Origin of the sequence: Burkholderia sp. 22313, assembly GCF_052045245.1 — a bacterium.
Taxonomy (GTDB): Bacteria; Pseudomonadota; Gammaproteobacteria; order Burkholderiales; family Burkholderiaceae; genus Burkholderia.
On record NZ_JBQEON010000002.1, the window covers coordinates 184,996 to 201,961 of the forward strand.

Below are 16,966 nucleotides of genomic sequence, written 5' to 3' on the forward strand. Positions count from 1 at the left end.
GCGCATCTCCTTGCGGTTTCAAACCATTGACCTCGGTCAACGCCCGTTTCCGGCGAGCGCTGATGATGAAAGCACATCCGAACGTCACCGGCGCGTCGGTTCATCCAGCGAGGTCGGTATGTACACGAACATCATGGTCGCCGTCGACGGCAGTCCTTCATCGAATCTGGCACTCGACGAAGGCCTGAAGATCGCTCGATCGTGCGGCGCCCGCCTGTTCGCCGTTTTCGTGGTCGACAAATCCGTTCTGTTTGCGTACGGCGGCCGCCAGGAGCCGGACGAGTTGCTCGAAGAGATCCGGCACTATGGCAAGACGATCCTGCGAAGCGCTGACCGGACGATCTCGCGCGCCAGGGTGAACGGCGAGACAGAGATTGTCGAAACTGACATCGGCGAGGATGTCGTGGCGCGGCTGCGGCGCTATGTCGACGATCGTTCGATCGATCTGGCCGCGATCGGTACACACGGACGTCGCGGTGTCCGGCGAATGCTCCTCGGCAGCATCGCCGAACGGTTCCTGCGCGAATCAAGTTGCCCGGTTCTTCTGGTGCGCGACGAAGGCCGCACACCCGCAGCCGTGGCAGCCTAGCTACCGCCGCAGCGCGAAGACGGGCGGTGGAAATAAACGTGCTGGATACCGGCCTATACAGGCGACGTGCCGAGCGCCTATTCGTTCTCGGTCAATGGTCTACTTGAGCAGGAAACCATCATGCAGATATCGTTTCCTTCCGAACAACCGGGCTATTGCGGGCTCGATCCAGCGCTGAGCTTTCCTGCACTCGTCGAGGGTCGTCGTGTGCGATGCGCGATCACCGCAGAGGCGCTGGAAGATCACTTCCGCGCGGCATCTCCCCGCGAGCAGGATCTCGTCGACGCCTTTGCGCGCCACCGTCCCGCTATCGAGCGCGCGGCACGCTGCCTGCTCGAGGAAGTCGGCGGGCGGCCGATCCTGCTTCATAGCGGCTATTTCCGGTTCTGTACGTAAGCAGCCATCGCCTTTGACCCGCATCAAGCGCGTACCGGTGCGGGAAGGTACGCTGGACTTCTAAAGATCATTCGTCCCGTGCGCGGCATCCGGAGCCGTGCCATCCGATCTCCATTGCGGCCCATGCTGTCGGGACGAGGGCGTTGGCCGCATGCCATCTGTATGAGGAGTGCGAATCATGAGCAACGTGACGCGTTACGATCCGTTTTCGATCGAGCCCGTGTCCGACCTGTTTCAGGGGCTGTTCAGGCCGCTGCGCGGCATGGCGCTGGCAGAGCAGCCGGATCTGGCTTCGATGAAGATCGACGTGACGGAAAGTGACGACGCCTACAAGGTCAACGCGGAACTGCCCGGCGTCGCGAAGGAGGACATCGACATCGAAGTCAAGGGCGGAACCGTATCGATCAATGCAAAGATCGAACGCAAAAACGAGCAGAAGGACGGCGAGCGGGTAATTCGGCGCGAACGCTACAGCGGTGCGGTCAGTCGATCGTTTTCGCTTTCCGCGGAAATCGACGAGGCGAACGCAACGGCGACGTATCTGGATGGTGTGTTGTCGCTGACATTGCCGAAGAAGGCGCCGGTCGGACAGAAGAAGCTGACGATCAGCTGATCGGACGACGGGCAACGGGCGATGCAGGCACGCATCGCCCATCGGGAGGATTCGGCGCGCGGAGCGATCCGCGCGCCGTCTCATTGGAGCGGCTGCAGGTTCGCTCATGCGCCGGTCCGATAGCCGACCGTCTGTGCGAGACCTGCGGCGACGCCGGTTGACCTCCGTCAAGCGGCGTATCGGCCGGCCGCACGGCACGGCGCGAGGCATCCGTTGACCTGCATCAGCGATCCGGGGCCGCGTGTGTGCAAATCTGGCTGCATGCGGCGAACAAGCGCGCCGTGGCGCACAGGAGAGCAGACGATGAAAACCGACAAGCAGTTGAAGCAGGACGTTCAGGATGAACTGGAATCCGACCCGTCGATCGATGCGACACGCATCGGTGTCGAGGTGGCCGACCGGATCGTGACGCTGTCGGGTCATCCGCCGAGCTATGCGGAGAAGCTGGCGATCGAGCGCGCGGCGAATCGGGTGGCCGGTGTCAAGGCACTCGTCGTCGACATGAGCGTGCATTTGCCGGACGACGACGTGCACACCGACGAGGACGTCGCGAAGGCGGTGCGTTCGGTCCTGCACTGGACGGTCGGTCTGCACGACGACGCGGTCAAGGTGCAGGTCGAGCGCGGCTGGATCACGCTGTCCGGCAAGGTCGACTGGGCGTACCAGAGCCACCTGGCCGTGCGCGCGATCTCGCAGATGCGCAGCGTGACGGGCGTGACCGACCACATCGCAGTACAGGGAACGGTCGGTTCGGATGACATCGGCGGCAACATCAAGCGCGCGATCATGCGTCACGCCGAGCGCGAAGCGAAGCACATCGCGATCGACGTGCACGACGGCACGGTGCGGCTGTCCGGCAAGGTCGGCTCGTTCTCCGAACGCAAGGCCGTGCGCGGTGCCGCGTGGTCCGCGCGAGGCGTGCGTGCCGTCGTCGACGACCTGGTGGTCGAGTGAATCCCGCCGGCGGCTGGCGGATATGCGGCCCGCGGAGATCCAGGAGGGCAGTCAGATGACACTTTCGGGCGAACTTCACGAAGCGAACTGGTCGGTCGCGATCGAGACGATCGCGGCCGAACCGGGCGGCTTCCGCTGCCGGATCCACGTCACCCTAGAGTCGCCGGATGGCGTTTGCGAGCGCACCTTCGAGCACAGCAGGATCCATGCGACCGAGCGCGACGCCGCAGTCGACGGGTTGCGAGCCGGAATGACGTGGATCGAGATGAGAAGGTCGAACACCTTCACCGTCTGAGCCACCGGGCGCGGCGACGACGGCGTCGGGCTCGTCGCGCGATGCGGCGACCACCGCACCGATTCGTGCGCCGCGCCGCTACCTCTTCTTGTGCGAGACGCGCCGGCGCGTGGCACGCTTTCGTTTGCAGGCGTGGGTATGTCGGCCCGGGCGCCGAACGTGAGAGGCAACGGCATCGGTCACGGTCGGAAAGAAACTGCCGGGCCCGAACACGTCGAACAGGCCGTATGCGCGCAGGCGATCCTTCACCGGCCCCTTCATTTCCGCGAAATTCACCGCGATGCCTCGCTCATCGAGCTCCTCGTGCAGCGCCACGAGCCGATCCGCGGCGCTGATGTCAATGTCGGTGACCGGCTCGGCAGCGACCACGATTCGCGTGACCGGTCCCGCCGATCGCGCGATCGCCGCGCGCAGATGCTCGCAGAAAATCTCGACGTTCGCATAGAAGAGCGGGGCATCCCAGCGGAACAGCACGAGTCCGGGCACTTGCGCCGCGTCCGGATGCCGCGCGATGTCGTGATAGCCGCGCACGCCCGTCAGCCGGCCCAACACCGCGTCGTACGGATGCCAGGCCCGCCAGACGAACGACAGCAGCGACAGCGCGCTGGCGAGCAGGATGCCGGGTATGACGCCGATGCCGATCACGCCGGCGAAACACAGCACCGAAATCAGGCATTCGCCGCGGCGCATCCGGTACAGCCGCACGACGCTGCGGACGTCGGCGATGCCGAACGCCGCGTATATCACGACAGCGGCCAGTGCCGTGCGCGGGACGAACGTCAGCAAGGTCGGCGCGGCAATGAGCAGCGCCGCGATGCACGCGGCCGCGACGAGATTCGTGACCTGGCTTTGCGCGCCCGCGGCGATCGCGACCGGCGTGCGGGACGCGCTGCTGCTGACCGCGCAACCGTGCGTCACGCCGGCGAGCAGATTGGCGGCGCCCAGTGCGATCAGCTCCTGGTTGCGGTCGGGCGTTTCGCCCGCACTCGCGGAAAGCGCGCGCGACAGCATGCTGATGTCGGCGAACGACACCAGCGCAACGGCGATCGCGCCGGACGCGAGTGCGCCTGCGTCGGCCAGCGAAACGATCGGAAGGCGCGGGGCAGGCATGCCGGCCGGCAACGCGCCGACCGTCGCGCCCCCGTGTAAAGGCGTCAGGCGGGCGACGAGCGTTGCCGCCAGCACGGCGATCAATACGGCGGGCCAGCGCGGTGTCACGCGTTTGATCAGGAAGATGGCCGCCAGCACGGTTATGCCGAGCAGGGCGGCAGCGGTGGAAAAGCGGCCGTCGACGAGGGCATGCGCGATGCGCGGCACGCTGGAAAACACGTCGCTACCCGACACCGGCATGCCGAACAGCTCGGGCATCCGCCCGAGCGCGAGCGCGATGGCGATGCCGTTCAGGTAACCGTACTGGATCGGGCGCGACAGCAGATCGGTGACGAAGCCGAGGCCGAGCGCACCGAGCAGGATGCAGATCGTTCCGGCCGACAGCGCCAGCGCGCCGGAAAGCGCAATCGCGCGCTGCGGATCATGATCGGCAAGCGGGACGATGGCGCCCGCAATCAGCGCCGCCAGCGCGGAATCCGGGCCGAGGACGAGGACCCGGCTCGGGCCGAGCAGCGCATAGGCGAGCAATGCGGCGATCGACGCATAGAGCCCCGTGATGGCGGGTAGTCCGGCCGCCTGCGCGTAGCTCATGCCGACCGGCACCAGTACGGCGGAAAGCGCGAGCCCTGCATACAGGTCGCGCGCAAGCCACGCACGCCGGTAGTTCGCGAGCAGCGCCACGCCCGGAAGCATGCGGGCGATCCGTCCGGAAAGGGGCCGATTCATCGCGGCGTCCGTCATCCGGGAGCAATCCGGTTGAAAGCCGGGTTTCGGCCCGGCAAGCGCGCGTTCATCGGGATGCAGCCGGTGTCGCCAGGCGGACGGGACGACGTAACGGGCGTGACCATGGCGTCAACGGCCCGGGGCGATGCCGTCGCACCGGACCCAGGCTCCGGGCTGCGCGTCACGACACGCCACGTTCCCCTTCATGCAGCCTTGAGTACCGACAACTGCAATGCCTTCGCAAAGCGGGCGAGCGTGGCGACCGATCCCGTCACGCTTTCGTAGCGCTCGCGCCCGATCTGCCCGTCGAGTATCACGAGCATGCCGGCATCGCGAGCGAGTGCGACGAGTGCCTGCGTGTCAAGCGCATCTGCGTAGGACGGGCTGTCCGCGGCGGGGCGGTAGGTGGTGTGTGACATGACGTCTCTCCTCGTGCCTGCGGTCGGTATGTCGTGCAACCGTTCTCGGTGCTTTCAGTATCGTTGTCGTCACGGTGCGATTCAATCAGCCTCGACCGAAGCTGCGGTAGGAATCGTGTGAATGCCGTCGGCGGATTCCTACACGGCGCGCGGCTTCGACGAAGCCTTGCAGCGTGCCGGCGCGCGTTCCCGACGCCGTGCATACCAGTCTCCGATCGCGTGCCAGATCTGCGCGGCGGATTCGCAATAGGTGAATAGCGCCAGGTCGCGGCGGTCGATCATCCCTTCGTCCGCGAGAAACGCCAGGTCGACCGCGCGGCGCCAGTAGGCTTCGCCGACGAGGATGACCGGCAGCGGCGCGATCTTTCGCGTCTGCAGCAGCGTCAGCACTTCGAACAACTCGTCGAACGTGCCGTAGCCACCTGGAAAAAAAACGGCCGCTTTCGCGCGTTCGAGCAGGTGCAGCTTGCGAATCGCGAAATAGTGAAACCTGAAGCAGAGATCCGGCGTGATGTACGGATTCGGCGCCTGTTCCCGCGGCAGCTCGATATTGAAGCCGATGCTCGGTGCGCCGCGCTCGTATGCGCCGCGGTTGGCGGCCTCCATGATGCCGGGGCCGCCACCGGTCACGATGGCGAGCCGTGCGGTGCGCGTGCATCGATCGGCGTAGGCGACGATGCGCCCCAACTCGCGCGCGACGCGGTAATACGCGCTGTGCTCGACGAGCCGGCTGGCGGCCGTGACGGCACGACGCCGGCCCGCGTCGTGCGGACGCTCGGCGAGCAGGCGATTCGCCTCGTCCAGCCGTGCATGTGCGACGGCCGGCGCGACGATGCGCGTGCTGCCGTAGATCACGACCGCATGACCGATGCGTTCATTCTGCAGGCGCTCCTCCGCTTTCCAGTAGTCGAGTTGCAGCCGGATGCCTCGCATGCTCGCGCGCTGCAGCAGCGTCGCGTCTTCATCGGCCGCGGTGCGTTGCGGGCTTTGGGCGAGGCGTCGTACGCGATACGAGGTGCGTCGGATGCCGTCGTTTCCGTCGATGGCATTCGACCGCGCGGCTAGCCGTTTGCCGCGCGCCTTCGCGATCGTCGCGTCGGACGCGGCACGGTGGCGAGCGTTGCCGTTCGTCTTGCCGGGGAGAACGCGTTTGACCATGGGCGACATGCGTTGAAGGGGCGCGCGACGGTTACTGGCTCAACACCCATTGAACGAGCCGATGCGCGTCGTCGGGGGAGAGCGGCCCGCCGCGATCGATCGCGGACGGCATCGGCGTGTCGCCCCAATGCACGCGGCCGCCGACGCGCAGCTTGCGCTCCAGTTCCGCGCCGGCATTGGGATCGCCGCGGTACCGATCCGCAATCTCGTGGAATGATGGCCCGAGGAACGTCATGTCGAGCGTATGGCAGAACATGCAGTGCTGCGCGTTGACGAGTTCGGTCGGCTCGGGCACGGCAGTCTGCGCTGCGGCCGTGCCGGCCGTTGCGGCGATCACGCAGACGACCGTGCAACGCATGATTCTCATGTTCGTTTCCTCGTCGAATTCAGGCCACGGAGATCACTTCGTCGAGCGGGCGACGCGGCGAATGCGGCGTATGCGGGCCGCGCCCGACACGCAGCAGCAATTGCGGCGAGCCGCGAAACCCGAGCATGTGGCACAAGTGCGCGCGCAGCCCGGCCGTCTCGATCGGCTGATTCAGGTACGACGCGGTATAACCGGCGCGCGTCGCCACGAGCAGGATCCGCTCCAGCGCCTGGCCGGTGGCGAGCCACGCCTCGCGATCGTCGCGCGCGGTCGCGATGCAGACGATCAGCGGCGATGCGCCGACGAGCTGATGATGCAGTGCGGCCAGCCCGTTGCCGAGATCGAAGGTCCGTACCGCCATCGTCACGACGGGCGCGGCGAAGTCCAGCAACGTCGGCACGCCGGCCGCGAATGCCGGCATGCCGTCGACGTGCCGGCGCGGATCGATCCAGCTCGCCAGCTCGCGACGAAAGCGCGGGTCCGCGAACTGTTGACGATCTGCCTCGGCGACCAGCTCGGCGACTCTCGCGCGATGCGCGATCGAGTCGACGCACGCGACCTCGGCGCCTTCCGCAACGCCGGCCGCGATCAGCTCGTGCTGGATTTCTTCCGGGATGGCGCTCGATTCGAACGGCGCGCGTGTCGTGACGCGCGCCTTGATCGCATCGAACAGTGCGCCAAGGGACACATCGGAATAGCCGTCGTCGCAGATCCGGACGAGTGCAAGGAGATCGGGGTCGACTTCGGAAGGAAACGTGCTGATCGTGTGGGCGAGCCCCGCGTGATTGAGCGCGACACGCAGATTGAGCAACGCTGCCCCGCAGCTGATGATCAGCTCGCGATCGAATGGATCGACCACGGGCAATGCGCGAACGCGGTCCGCGCAGACCGAAATCGTGGTGCCGTTGACCAGGAAGCGCCACGGCTGGGAATTGTGGCTGGACGGAGCCAGCACCGCGTAGCCCAGCAGCGACCGCAGGTAACGGTCGGGACGGGTGCTTGCGGCAAGCGGGGGAACGGCTATCATTTGATCGTCTCCAGGTCGCCGCTCTGGCGGCATGACGCCACTTCATCGTGTCAGCAACGGGGCGGCGGCCGTTGACCCACATCAAGCGCCCGGCACCCGGTGGTGCGCGCGCGATGTGCAACGACCAGCCTTGGAATGCACGGCGTGCGGCGACGATTGCGCGGGGAGGCGAACATGCTTGCGATGATGTTTGACGGCAGCACACCGCACTTGCGCGAAGCGCGCATGCCGGCGCCCTCGCCGGCCGCGGGTCAGCTACTGATCGACGTACATGCGTGCGGCGTATGCCGGACCGATCTCCATGTCGTCGACGGTGAGCTCGCGCACCCGAAGCTGCCGCTGATCCCGGGGCACGAAATCGTCGGAACGGTGCGCCAGTCAGGCGAGGGCGTGACGGGCGTGGCCGTCGGCGACCGGGTGGGCGTTCCCTGGTTGGGTTCGACGTGCGGGCATTGCGCGTATTGCCGATCCGGCCGCGAAAACCTGTGCGACAGCCCGGGATTCACCGGCTATACGATCGATGGCGGCTATGCCGAGTGCACCGTTGCGGACCATCGGTATTGCGTGCCGCTGCCGCAGCGCTATTCCGACCTGGACGCCGCGCCGCTGCTGTGCGCCGGGCTGATCGGTTATCGAACCTTGCGCATGGCAGGCGACGCGCGCCGGATCGGCATCTACGGTTTCGGCGCGGCGGCCCATCTCGTCGCGCAGGTTGCACATTTCGAAGGACGCAAGGTGTTTGCGTTGACCCGGCCCGGAGATGTCGCGGCGCAGCAGCTGGCACGGTCGCTGGGCGCGGCATGGGCCGGCGGCAGCGACGAAGCGCCGCCCGAGCCCCTCGATGCCGCGCTGATTTTCGCGCCGGTGGGTGCACTGGTGCCGGCCGCACTCCGCGCGCTCGACAAAGGCGGGATCGTCGTGTGCGGCGGCATTCACATGAGCGACATTCCGGGATTTCCGTACGCATGGCTGTGGGGCGAGCGCCGCATTGCGTCGGTGGCCAACCTGACGCGTGCGGATGCCGTCGAATTCATGCGGATCGCCGCTGCGATGCCGCTGCGAGTCGAGGCGGTGCGCTATGCGCTGACCGATGCGAACCGGGCGCTCGACGATCTGCGCGGCGGGCGCGTGTCGGGTGCCGCCGTGCTGAGCATGCGGGGCTGATCCCGCCGACGTGCCCGCGGCGCGCTCAGATCTGCCGGAGGCCTTCCGGATCGACGATCCGGATCTGCTTGCCTTGCGCCGCGACGAGCCCCTTGCGCTGGAACTTCGACAGCATGCGGCTGACCGTTTCGAGCTTCATCCCGAGATATTCGCCGATTTCGTCGCGCGTCATCCGCAGGATGAATTCAGCGGCCGAGTAGCCGCGTGCCTTGAAGCGCGAGGAAAGATTCAGCAGGAACGCGGCCACCCGCTGCTCGGCCGTCATCGTGCCGAGCAGCAGCATCTGGGAGGACTCGCGCACGATTTCGCCGCCCATCATCTGATACACGTGATGCTGCATCGTCCGCACTTCGCGGCACATCTGCTCGAGCTGGCCGAACGGGATGATGCAGACCGTGCTGTCCTCGAGCGCGATGGCGTCGCCGTTGTGGTGCCCCGTGTACACGCCGTCGAGCCCGAGCGACTCGCCGACGATCTGGAAGCCGGTGATCTGCTCGTCGCCGTCGCGATGCATCACGATGGTCTTGAACGACCCGGTTCTCACCGCATAGATGCTGCTGAACGTGTCGCCCGCGCGAAACAGCGTTTCCCCGCGCCTGACGTGGCGCGTCGTGCAGATCATCGCGTCGACGCGTGCGAAATCGTCAGGAGAAAGATCGGGCGGCATGCATACGCTGCGTAATGCGCACGTCGAACAGCGGGATGCGGCGCGCTTCGGCTGGTCCACCGGTGCGACGGGATGCAGCGGGATGAACGGGCGTAACGGGCTTAACGGCATGGTCGTCGAGACATCGGCATTGCTCTGCATGATCGGCTCCAGTTCGGGGGCAGCGACGGTTCGCCGTCAGGCGGGATCGCGCTGGCCGTTGTACCGGCGGCCTTGGTCTCTGCCGCCTTCCTGATGGAAACGCCGCACCGGACGGGCCGAGAGACCGATACGCCAGTCTCGACGGTGATGCTGTCTTTGCTCCGGGAGGCACGCTGGGTTGTTTTTCTTGATGTGCAGTATGGACGGTGCGCGACGTCAAGAAAATCAGCCGGAATTGAAGATGCGGTAGGTGACGTGGAAGTGCTGTAGGACGTTTCCTACAGAGGTGCGGCGTCTTGTCGCAATCGTTGCCGATGGGATTCCGTCCGCCGGAGGAAACCGAAAATGGCCGAAGAACGGGGCGTCGGCAGGGTGCTGACGCCGCCGGAGCGGGGCGCGCACCGGAAAGCATTAACCGACTGCCTCGTTGCCGTCAGAGCTCGTCCGGGTCATCGAACAGCTTGTGGCGCAACGCGTAGCGTACGAGTGCCGTGTCGTTCGGCATCTGCATCTTCTCGAGGATCCGCGTCTTGTACGTGCTGACGGTCTTCACGCTGACGCAGAGCGCCTGCGCGATTTCGGAAATCGACTCGCCGGAAGTCACGCGCCGAAACACGTCGAACTCGCGGTCGGACAGGCGCTGGTGCGGCAGGAGATCGGACGGCTCGTTCAGGCTCTGCGCGAATTGCTCCGCCATCGTCAGGCTGACGTAGACGCCCCCGGCCGCGATCTTGGTCAACGCGGCGACCAGTTCCGCGCTGGCGCTTTCCTTGGTCATGTAGCCGGACGCGCCCGCGCGGAACGCACGCACCGCGTACTGCTGTTCGGCATGCATCGTCAGCACGAGGATATGCAGTGCCGGCTTCTCGTCCTTGATCTGCTTGATCAGTTCGACGCCGTTGCGGCCGGGCATCGACAGGTCGAGCACCAGCACGTTGGCGTCCGTGTCGCGCATGAGCGCGATCGTCGAAGCACTGTCCTGCGCTTCGCCGACGACGTCGAAACCGCTTGCATTCTGCAGAATGTGCCGCAGTCCGTCCCGGACGAGTGCGTGGTCGTCGGCGATGAGTACCCTGATCATGACAGCACATCTCCTTGCTGGATGGCGTGAAGCGGTAATGCCACGGTGATCGTGAATCCCGCTCCCGGCCGGTTGTCGATCGTCACCGTCCCGTCGAGCATGTGCGCGCGCTCGCGGATGCCGATCAGGCCGAACGACGGGCGATCGCGCACATCGTGGCGGTTCTCGGGCGCGCCGTGACCGTTGTCGGCGATGCGCAGCATGCAGTAGCCGTCCTCGACTTTCAATGCGAGCGTCACGTTCGTCGCGTCGGCGTGCCGCGCGACGTTGGTCAGCGCCTCCTGCACGATGCGGAACAGCGTGGTGGCGCCGGTGCTGGTGAACGCGGTGTCGACGGGGGCGATGTCGCGGTCGACCGTGATCCTGTAGCGGCGCGTGAAGTCGTTGGCCAGCCATTCGATCGCCGGGACGAGGCCCAGGTCGTCGAGCATCACGGGCCGCAGATCGGCCGCGATGCGCCGAACCGACGCAACGGTCGAATCGATCAGGCGATGCATGCCGCCCAGCTGCTCACGCACACCGGTCTTGGGGGCGACACCGCCCGCGAGCGCCAGTTCGACGGCGGAGAGATCCATCTTGAGCGCGGTGAGTTGCTGGCCGAGGTCATCGTGCAATTCGCGCGCAATCCGCGTTTTCTCTTCCTCCCGCACGTTCTGCAGGTTGGCGGACAGGTCGCGCAGTTCCTCGCGCGACTGCTTGAGGGCGTTTTCCGCTCGCACCCGCTCGGTGACGTCGCGCAGCATGACCGTGTACAGCTTGCTGCTGCCGTCGCGAATCTGCGAGATCGACGCCTCGATCGGAAACTCGGTGCCGTCGCCGCGCAAGCCGAACAGCACGCGTTGCCGTCCCATCTGCCGCTCCGACACGCCGGTCACGCCGAATTGCTCGACGTGCCGCGCATGCGCGGCACGGAAGCGCTCGGGGATGAAGCGGGCGAGCGGCGCACCGATCGCATCCATCGCCGAGACGCCGAACACGCGTTCGGCGGCCGGATTGAAGATCACGATCGTCTGGTTTTCGTCGACGGTAATGATGGCCTCCATCGATGACCGGATGATGGCCATCATCCGGGCTTCGGTGGGCCGGGTGTCGCCAGCCTGTACACCCGCGAGCGGGCGCTGCGCGGCGACCCGCCGCACGAGCGCGGCCAGCGTCAGCGACAGCGCGATGCCGGCCAGCAGCACGGCCATCGCGGCGTCGGACACGGCGGCGCGCGGTGCGCTGTAGTGCAGCGTGAGCGGTGTGCCGCCGAACGTCAGCGCATCGGTTCGCGTGAACGTATCGCGGGCTTCAGCGTTGCCGCCGCCGGCAAAGCCGCCGGAATACACGGGCGCCGCCGGATCGTCGGCGACGATGTCCATGCGCAGCCGGTCGAGCACGGACGAATCGGCCAGTCGAGCGGGATTCAGCGACGCATAAACATATCCGGTCACGCTCGCGTGCCGGGGTCCGGACAACGCCCGCTCTTCAGCATTCGCATAAATCGGCAAGTACAGCGTCAGTTCCGTACGGGCGATCGTCGCATCGGTGCTGTCCTGGATCGCGTTCGCGGCCAGCGCGGCCTTGCCGGTTTCTGCCGCCCGCTGCAGTGCCAGCCGGGTCGGCTGATCGTCGATGGCGACGCTCGGATCGATTCTTCCGATACGACGGACGGGAGATTGCAAGCCGTCCAGATCGAGACTGGCGAGATAGCCGCGCCACGCTGGCCCGGATTGCGGCGCGGCCAGTGTCGACGCGAAGCCGCGCGCGCCACGCAACACGGCAACTGCGCCGAGGAGGCTGCGCCTGAGCTCCGCGGTCGCGAGCATCGCGGTTTGCTCGAACCTTGCCTGGGCGGCTTGCCGGGCCTCGTTCTGCAATGAACGGGACGCCGAAAACGTTGCAGTCAGACCCAGCGCCAGCGTCAGCAGCGCGGCCATGGCCGCATGGCGGGCGGGCCGAGTCCGTTGCGGAGCCGGCCCGGCCTTGAAGGAGGGCGCATTCACTGTCATTGCCGTTCATCCTGACGGATTTCGCCGGCGGCTGGCGGGCCGCGAGCCGGACGCGAGGCACGAAAAGCGGGGCGGACCGGAAGTGCGATGGCGCCCGAAATTGTGCGCGCTTTGCCGGCGTTCGCCAATCGGGACCGATGCGGACGGGCGCGCGTTGCAGCCTTGATCCGTATCAACGGAACGGGGTTCGGCGGGAGCAGACTGGCTTGACCAACCGATCGAATCCGGACGACAGCAGGGAGGCGCCATGTATCAAAGGATCTTCGCGGCACTCGACGACAGCCGCGGTGCGCGGCTCGCGCTCGACGAGGCGATTTCGCTCGCCCGCGATTCGGGCAGCCTGATCATCGCCATGTGCGTGGTATCGGACGCGCGGCGGCTGACCGACGCCGACAGCGGCTATATCGACCAGCGCGACCCGGCCGGACTGGATGCGGACAAGGCCGCGATCGCGGTCTCGGACGCGAAAGCAGCGTTTCAGCTCTCCGGTGTACGCGGCATCGCGCAAACGATCGACGCGTATGGAGAGGACGTTTCGGACGTGCTGGCGCGAGCTGCCGCCGAATGCGACGCGGACCTGATCGTGATGGGCACGCATGGCCGTCGCGGCGTGCGCCGTGCGTTGCTCGGCAGCGTGGCCGAATCGCTGGTGCGCATCGCGGACCGGCCGGTGCTGGTGGTGCGGGAGGGCCCGGGCGCGGGCGCTGGCATGTTGTGACGGTCGTGACAAAAGAAACGAGCAGCCACAAGCGGCTGCCCGTTTCACTCGCTCAGTGAGACAGCAGAACCGGCACCGTCATCGTCTCGAGGATCGTGCGCGTCGCACCGCCCAGCACGCGTTCGTGCATGCGTGCATGGCTGTACAAGCCCATCACCAGCAGATCCGCGTGCAGATCGGTCACCCGGTTCAGCAACGTCGCGCCGACGCTGACCGTCCGGTCGCGCGGCGTGGTCGAGAACGACGCGCGAACGCCGTGCCGTTCGAGATACGCGGCGACGTCGACGCCCGCCGGTGTCTTGTCCGGATCCGGATTCCCGCGGGTGACCGTTTCGACGTTGACGAAGCGCGCACGGGCGAGCAGCGGCAGTGCGTCGGCCATCACGCGGGCGGCTTCGCGCCCGCCGTCCCAGCCGATCAGCACGTTCTCGCCAAGCGTTCGCACGTCGCCCGCGTAGGGCACGACGATCGCGGGGCGTCCGCTACCCATCACGACATCCTCGACGAAATGGCGAGCGACGTAGGTCATGCGGTCGTCCGGGTCCTCCTGGCCGAGCACCAGCAGATCGGCGTGGCGCGCATGGAGGATCGCGGCGGCCGTCGCGTCGCCGGTCGGCGCCTGCCATTCGACCGTGTTGCGCCCGGCGCGCTCGGCGGCTGCCAGGAATCGCTCCTCGGCTTCCTTGCGCCGCTGGTCGCACAGGCGTTCGTAGACGGCCAGCTTCAGCGGTTCGTCGGGGCGTCGCAACGGTTCGAACAGATCCTGGCAAACCACGTAGAGGCCGATCAGGTGGGCATTCCAGCGTCCCGCGAGTTCGAGCGCGAGATCGACGCGCGTCGAGCAGCGCTCGCTGTCGTCGAGATGGACGAGCAGGGTCTTGTAGCTCATGACGGCTCCTTTTCGGTCGATGCGGCAATGGTCTCGGCGGACGCCTTCGATGCGCAGCTCGCCGGAATCATCAGAACCGGGCACGTGGCATGGCGCAGCACGCGCTCGGCCACGCTGCCGAGGACGAGCCGGCGAAAACCGCGCCGGCCGTGCGTGCCCATCACGATCAGGTCGGCGTTGAGCTCGCCGGCGAGACTCACGATCCGTTGGGGCACGTCCTCGCCCGCCGGCGCGACGTCGGAGATCTGCGGCGTGCCGGCCACGTCGCGTGCCTTCATGCGTTTCGCCGCGTCGTCCGTGACGCGCAGTCCTTCCTCCCGGAATGCATCGATCAGGATCGACGGATCGTAACCGTACGTGTCGTAGGCCGGCACCAGGAAATCGACGACGTAGACGGGGGTCAGCCGTGCACCCGTTTCCGACGCGAGGTTCAGCGCGGCATCGAGCGCGCGGGACGACGTATCGCTGCCGTCGAGCGCAACCAGAATGTTCGAGTACATGGCGTTTCCCTTGAACGGATGTCGATGGAATCATCATCGGCGCGTGTGCGCCGATCGCGCTGATCTGGATCAACCGTCGCGGTCGCCACGAAGGACGCGCACCGCGGCGCGCGCCGCCACCCATGCTTCGTTGGTCGGTTCGACGACCACCGTGACCGCGCTCGACGCAGACGACACGACATGCGCATGGGCGGCATTCGCGTGCGTGTCGAGTTCGATGCCGAGCCAGCCGAGCAACGTGCAGATTCGCTCGCGCAATGCCGCCGAGTGTTCGCCGATACCGGCGGTGAAGACCAGCATGTCGAGGCCGCCGAGCAACGCGGTCAGCGCACCGGCTTCACGCACGATGCGATGGACGTACAGCGCCAGCGCATCGCGGGCCTGCGCGTCGCCCGCCGCTTCGCACGCAAGCAGTACCCGCGGATCACCTGACGCACCCGAGACCCCCTTGAGCCCGGACGCGTGGTAGAGCAGGTGGCCCAGTGCGTCGCCCGACAGCTTCGCAGTCTCAAGCAGGTGCAGGACGACGCCGGGATCGAGCGTGCCGCAGCGGGTGCTCATCATCAATCCGTCGAGTGCCGAGAAACCCATGGTCGTCGCGACACTGCGGCAGTCGCGCAGCGCGCACAGGCTCGCGCCGCTGCCGAGATGGGCGGCGATCACGCGGCCATGCGCGCGCGCGCCGAACGATTCGTCGAGCGCGACGGCGAGGTATTCGTACGACAGGCCATGGAATCCGTAGCGGCGCACGCCCCGGTCGAACCATGCATGCGGCAGCGGCAGCAGTTGCTCGACACGCGGCAGCGTGCGATGAAACGCCGTGTCGAACACGGCGACTTGCGGGACGTCCGGGAACGCGTCGCGCAGCGCGTCGATCGCGTCCAGGCTGTGCGGCTGATGCAATGGCGCGAGCGGCGTCAGCGTGCGAAGCGCGTTCAGCACCTCATCGTCGACGGCCACCGGCTCCACGTACCGCATGCCGCCGTGCACGACGCGATGCGCGATCGCGCCCAGCGCGATGTGCGGCAACTGCGTGCGGATCCAGGTCGCGATGCGCGCGAACACGGCACGGTACGGATCGTCGGCAGCCAACGACAGCGTACCGCACGGTTCGGCATCGAAGTGGATCGACACGCTGTTGCCGGTCGCGACCGCTTCACCTTCGTGCAATGGCCGCCGCGCGGGATCGCCGTGCGGCGGGTACGCAAAGACCGCGAACTTCACGCTCGACGAACCGGCATTGACGACGAGCAGCGCGAGCGTGCGCATCGGCCGGTTCAGTGCGACATCAGCACCGGCATCGTCATCGACGCCAGCACCGTGCGCGTGGCGCCGCCCATCACCAGCTCGCGCCAGCGCGGATGGCCGTAGGCGCCCATCACGAGCAGATCGGAACCCGTTTCATACGCGCGCGACAGCAACGTGTCGCCGATCGCCGACCCGTCGCCGGCATCGATGTCGAGCACGTTCACGTCAGGTGCATGGCGCGCCAGCATCAGTGCGGCATCGGCGGCCGGAATGCGCGCGCTCGCCGATGCAGAATCGCCGTCGACCACGGCAGCGAGCGTCGTGCGCTTCGCATGTTCGAGAAAGGGAATCGCATCGTGCGCGGCGCGCGCGGCCTCCCGGCTGCCGTCCCAGGCGACGAACACCCGTTCGCCGACCGACGGGAATGCGCCCGAGTACGGCACGAACAGCACCGGGCGACCGGCGGACAACACGAGATTCTCGGGAAACTGGTCGTCGATATAGGTCTCGGGATCGTTCGGGTCGCTCGGGCCGGCGATCACGAGGTCGGCAAGACGTGCGGCGCGCGGCACGGCTGCATTGGCGCGCTCATCCGCGCGAATCCATGCAGCGGGCACTTTTGCGCGAGCGGCTTCCGCATGGAACAGGCGTTCCAGCGCGGCCAGCCGTTCGTCGCGCTGTTCGCGGTGCGCGCGGAAATAGTCGGCGGACCCGGCCATCACGTAGAACGAATGCGGTTCCGGCGTGTAGACCGCGAACAGACCCGTCAGGTGTGCACCGAAGCGCCGGGCGAGACGCAACGCGAATTCGAGCCGCGAATGCGCGCGGGCGCTTGTATCGAGGTGCACGACGATGCTCTTGTAGCTCATCGGAATCGCTCCATCGACGGGTGATCCGCCAGTGCAATCCAGTCTAC

At 66.8% G+C, this 16,966-nt stretch carries 20 protein-coding genes; 8 read left to right on the top strand and 12 right to left on the bottom strand.

Annotated features, from left to right (window positions below):
- Positions 1-118: 118 nt before the first annotated feature.
- The 5 genes from ACTJKF_RS02540 (at position 119) to ACTJKF_RS02560 (ending at position 2,847) form a co-directional block, all read left to right on the top strand.
- Positions 119-589 carry a universal stress protein gene (locus ACTJKF_RS02540; RefSeq protein WP_440621980.1) on the top strand — a complete coding sequence of 157 codons (471 nt, stop codon included), beginning with the start codon at positions 119-121 and terminating at the stop codon, positions 587-589.
- Positions 590-709: 120 nt separating this feature from the next.
- The gene (locus ACTJKF_RS02545) at positions 710-985 is read left to right on the top strand and encodes a DUF1488 domain-containing protein (RefSeq protein ID WP_440622140.1); all 276 of its coding nucleotides are present in this window, start codon (positions 710-712) and stop codon (positions 983-985) included.
- A 178-nt stretch (positions 986-1,163) separates the two neighbouring features.
- Positions 1,164-1,598, top strand: coding sequence for an Hsp20/alpha crystallin family protein (locus ACTJKF_RS02550; protein ID WP_440621981.1), 435 nt, complete (start codon positions 1,164-1,166; stop codon positions 1,596-1,598).
- A 303-nt stretch (positions 1,599-1,901) separates the two neighbouring features.
- Positions 1,902-2,552 carry a BON domain-containing protein gene (locus ACTJKF_RS02555; protein ID WP_440621982.1) on the top strand — a complete coding sequence of 217 codons (651 nt, stop codon included), beginning with the start codon at positions 1,902-1,904 and terminating at the stop codon, positions 2,550-2,552.
- 55 nt (positions 2,553-2,607) lie between these two features.
- On the top strand, positions 2,608-2,847 hold the full coding sequence (locus tag ACTJKF_RS02560) for a hypothetical protein (protein WP_440621983.1): 240 nt from the start codon (positions 2,608-2,610) through the stop codon (positions 2,845-2,847).
- A gap of 78 nt (positions 2,848-2,925) precedes the next feature.
- Here the strand turns inward: ACTJKF_RS02560 and ACTJKF_RS02565 are convergent, their stop codons facing one another.
- The 5 genes from ACTJKF_RS02565 to ACTJKF_RS02585 all read right to left on the bottom strand — a co-directional run bounded on the left by ACTJKF_RS02565 (position 2,926) and on the right by ACTJKF_RS02585 (position 7,651).
- The gene (locus tag ACTJKF_RS02565; protein ID WP_440621984.1) at positions 2,926-4,683 is read right to left on the bottom strand and encodes a SulP family inorganic anion transporter; all 1,758 of its coding nucleotides are present in this window, start codon (positions 4,681-4,683) and stop codon (positions 2,926-2,928) included.
- Positions 4,684-4,883: 200 nt separating this feature from the next.
- A complete protein-coding gene (locus ACTJKF_RS02570; protein ID WP_440621985.1) occupies positions 4,884-5,099 on the bottom strand; it encodes a hypothetical protein in 216 nt (71 codons plus the stop codon).
- A gap of 138 nt (positions 5,100-5,237) precedes the next feature.
- Entirely contained in the window at positions 5,238-6,266 is a 1,029-nt protein-coding gene (locus tag ACTJKF_RS02575; RefSeq protein ID WP_440621986.1) for a TIGR00730 family Rossman fold protein, read from the bottom strand.
- A 22-nt stretch (positions 6,267-6,288) separates the two neighbouring features.
- Positions 6,289-6,624, bottom strand: coding sequence for a c-type cytochrome (locus ACTJKF_RS02580; RefSeq protein WP_440621987.1), 336 nt, complete (start codon positions 6,622-6,624; stop codon positions 6,289-6,291).
- 19 nt (positions 6,625-6,643) lie between these two features.
- Positions 6,644-7,651 carry an Acg family FMN-binding oxidoreductase gene (locus tag ACTJKF_RS02585; RefSeq protein ID WP_440621988.1) on the bottom strand — a complete coding sequence of 336 codons (1,008 nt, stop codon included), beginning with the start codon at positions 7,649-7,651 and terminating at the stop codon, positions 6,644-6,646.
- 174 nt (positions 7,652-7,825) lie between these two features.
- Here ACTJKF_RS02585 and ACTJKF_RS02590 point away from each other — a divergent pair, with 174 nt between their 5' ends.
- Positions 7,826-8,815: a zinc-dependent alcohol dehydrogenase family protein gene (locus ACTJKF_RS02590; protein WP_440622141.1), complete on the top strand. Its 990-nt coding sequence runs from the start codon at positions 7,826-7,828 to the stop codon at positions 8,813-8,815.
- A 25-nt stretch (positions 8,816-8,840) separates the two neighbouring features.
- Here the strand turns inward: ACTJKF_RS02590 and ACTJKF_RS02595 are convergent, their stop codons facing one another.
- A complete protein-coding gene (locus tag ACTJKF_RS02595; RefSeq protein WP_440622142.1) occupies positions 8,841-9,593 on the bottom strand; it encodes a helix-turn-helix domain-containing protein in 753 nt (250 codons plus the stop codon).
- On the opposite strand from ACTJKF_RS02595, the gene ACTJKF_RS02600 reads away from it, so the two are divergent.
- On the top strand, positions 9,481-9,717 hold the full coding sequence (locus tag ACTJKF_RS02600) for a hypothetical protein (protein WP_440622148.1): 237 nt from the start codon (positions 9,481-9,483) through the stop codon (positions 9,715-9,717). The genes ACTJKF_RS02595 and ACTJKF_RS02600 overlap by 113 nt on opposite strands.
- Before the next feature lie 339 nt (positions 9,718-10,056).
- Here ACTJKF_RS02600 and ACTJKF_RS02605 read toward each other — a convergent pair whose 3' ends face one another.
- Positions 10,057-10,704 carry a response regulator gene (locus tag ACTJKF_RS02605; protein WP_440621989.1) on the bottom strand — a complete coding sequence of 216 codons (648 nt, stop codon included), beginning with the start codon at positions 10,702-10,704 and terminating at the stop codon, positions 10,057-10,059.
- Positions 10,701-12,695 carry a sensor histidine kinase gene (locus ACTJKF_RS02610; protein WP_440621990.1) on the bottom strand — a complete coding sequence of 665 codons (1,995 nt, stop codon included), beginning with the start codon at positions 12,693-12,695 and terminating at the stop codon, positions 10,701-10,703. Before ACTJKF_RS02610 ends, ACTJKF_RS02605 begins: the two co-directional genes overlap by 4 nt.
- Positions 12,696-12,942: 247 nt before the next feature.
- On the opposite strand from ACTJKF_RS02610, the gene ACTJKF_RS02615 reads away from it, so the two are divergent.
- Positions 12,943-13,413 carry a universal stress protein gene (locus tag ACTJKF_RS02615; RefSeq protein ID WP_440621991.1) on the top strand — a complete coding sequence of 157 codons (471 nt, stop codon included), beginning with the start codon at positions 12,943-12,945 and terminating at the stop codon, positions 13,411-13,413.
- 52 nt (positions 13,414-13,465) lie between these two features.
- Here the strand turns inward: ACTJKF_RS02615 and ACTJKF_RS02620 are convergent, their stop codons facing one another.
- From ACTJKF_RS02620 to ACTJKF_RS02635, 4 genes are all read right to left on the bottom strand, one after another.
- A complete protein-coding gene (locus tag ACTJKF_RS02620; RefSeq protein WP_440621992.1) occupies positions 13,466-14,302 on the bottom strand; it encodes a universal stress protein in 837 nt (278 codons plus the stop codon).
- Positions 14,299-14,802 carry a universal stress protein gene (locus ACTJKF_RS02625; RefSeq protein ID WP_440621993.1) on the bottom strand — a complete coding sequence of 168 codons (504 nt, stop codon included), beginning with the start codon at positions 14,800-14,802 and terminating at the stop codon, positions 14,299-14,301. Before ACTJKF_RS02625 ends, ACTJKF_RS02620 begins: the two co-directional genes overlap by 4 nt.
- 69 nt (positions 14,803-14,871) lie before the next feature.
- Positions 14,872-16,071 carry an acetate/propionate family kinase gene (locus ACTJKF_RS02630; RefSeq protein WP_440621994.1) on the bottom strand — a complete coding sequence of 400 codons (1,200 nt, stop codon included), beginning with the start codon at positions 16,069-16,071 and terminating at the stop codon, positions 14,872-14,874.
- Positions 16,072-16,079: 8 nt separating this feature from the next.
- Entirely contained in the window at positions 16,080-16,919 is an 840-nt protein-coding gene (locus ACTJKF_RS02635) for a universal stress protein (RefSeq protein WP_440621995.1), read from the bottom strand.
- Between the last annotated feature and the right edge of the window lie 47 nt (positions 16,920-16,966).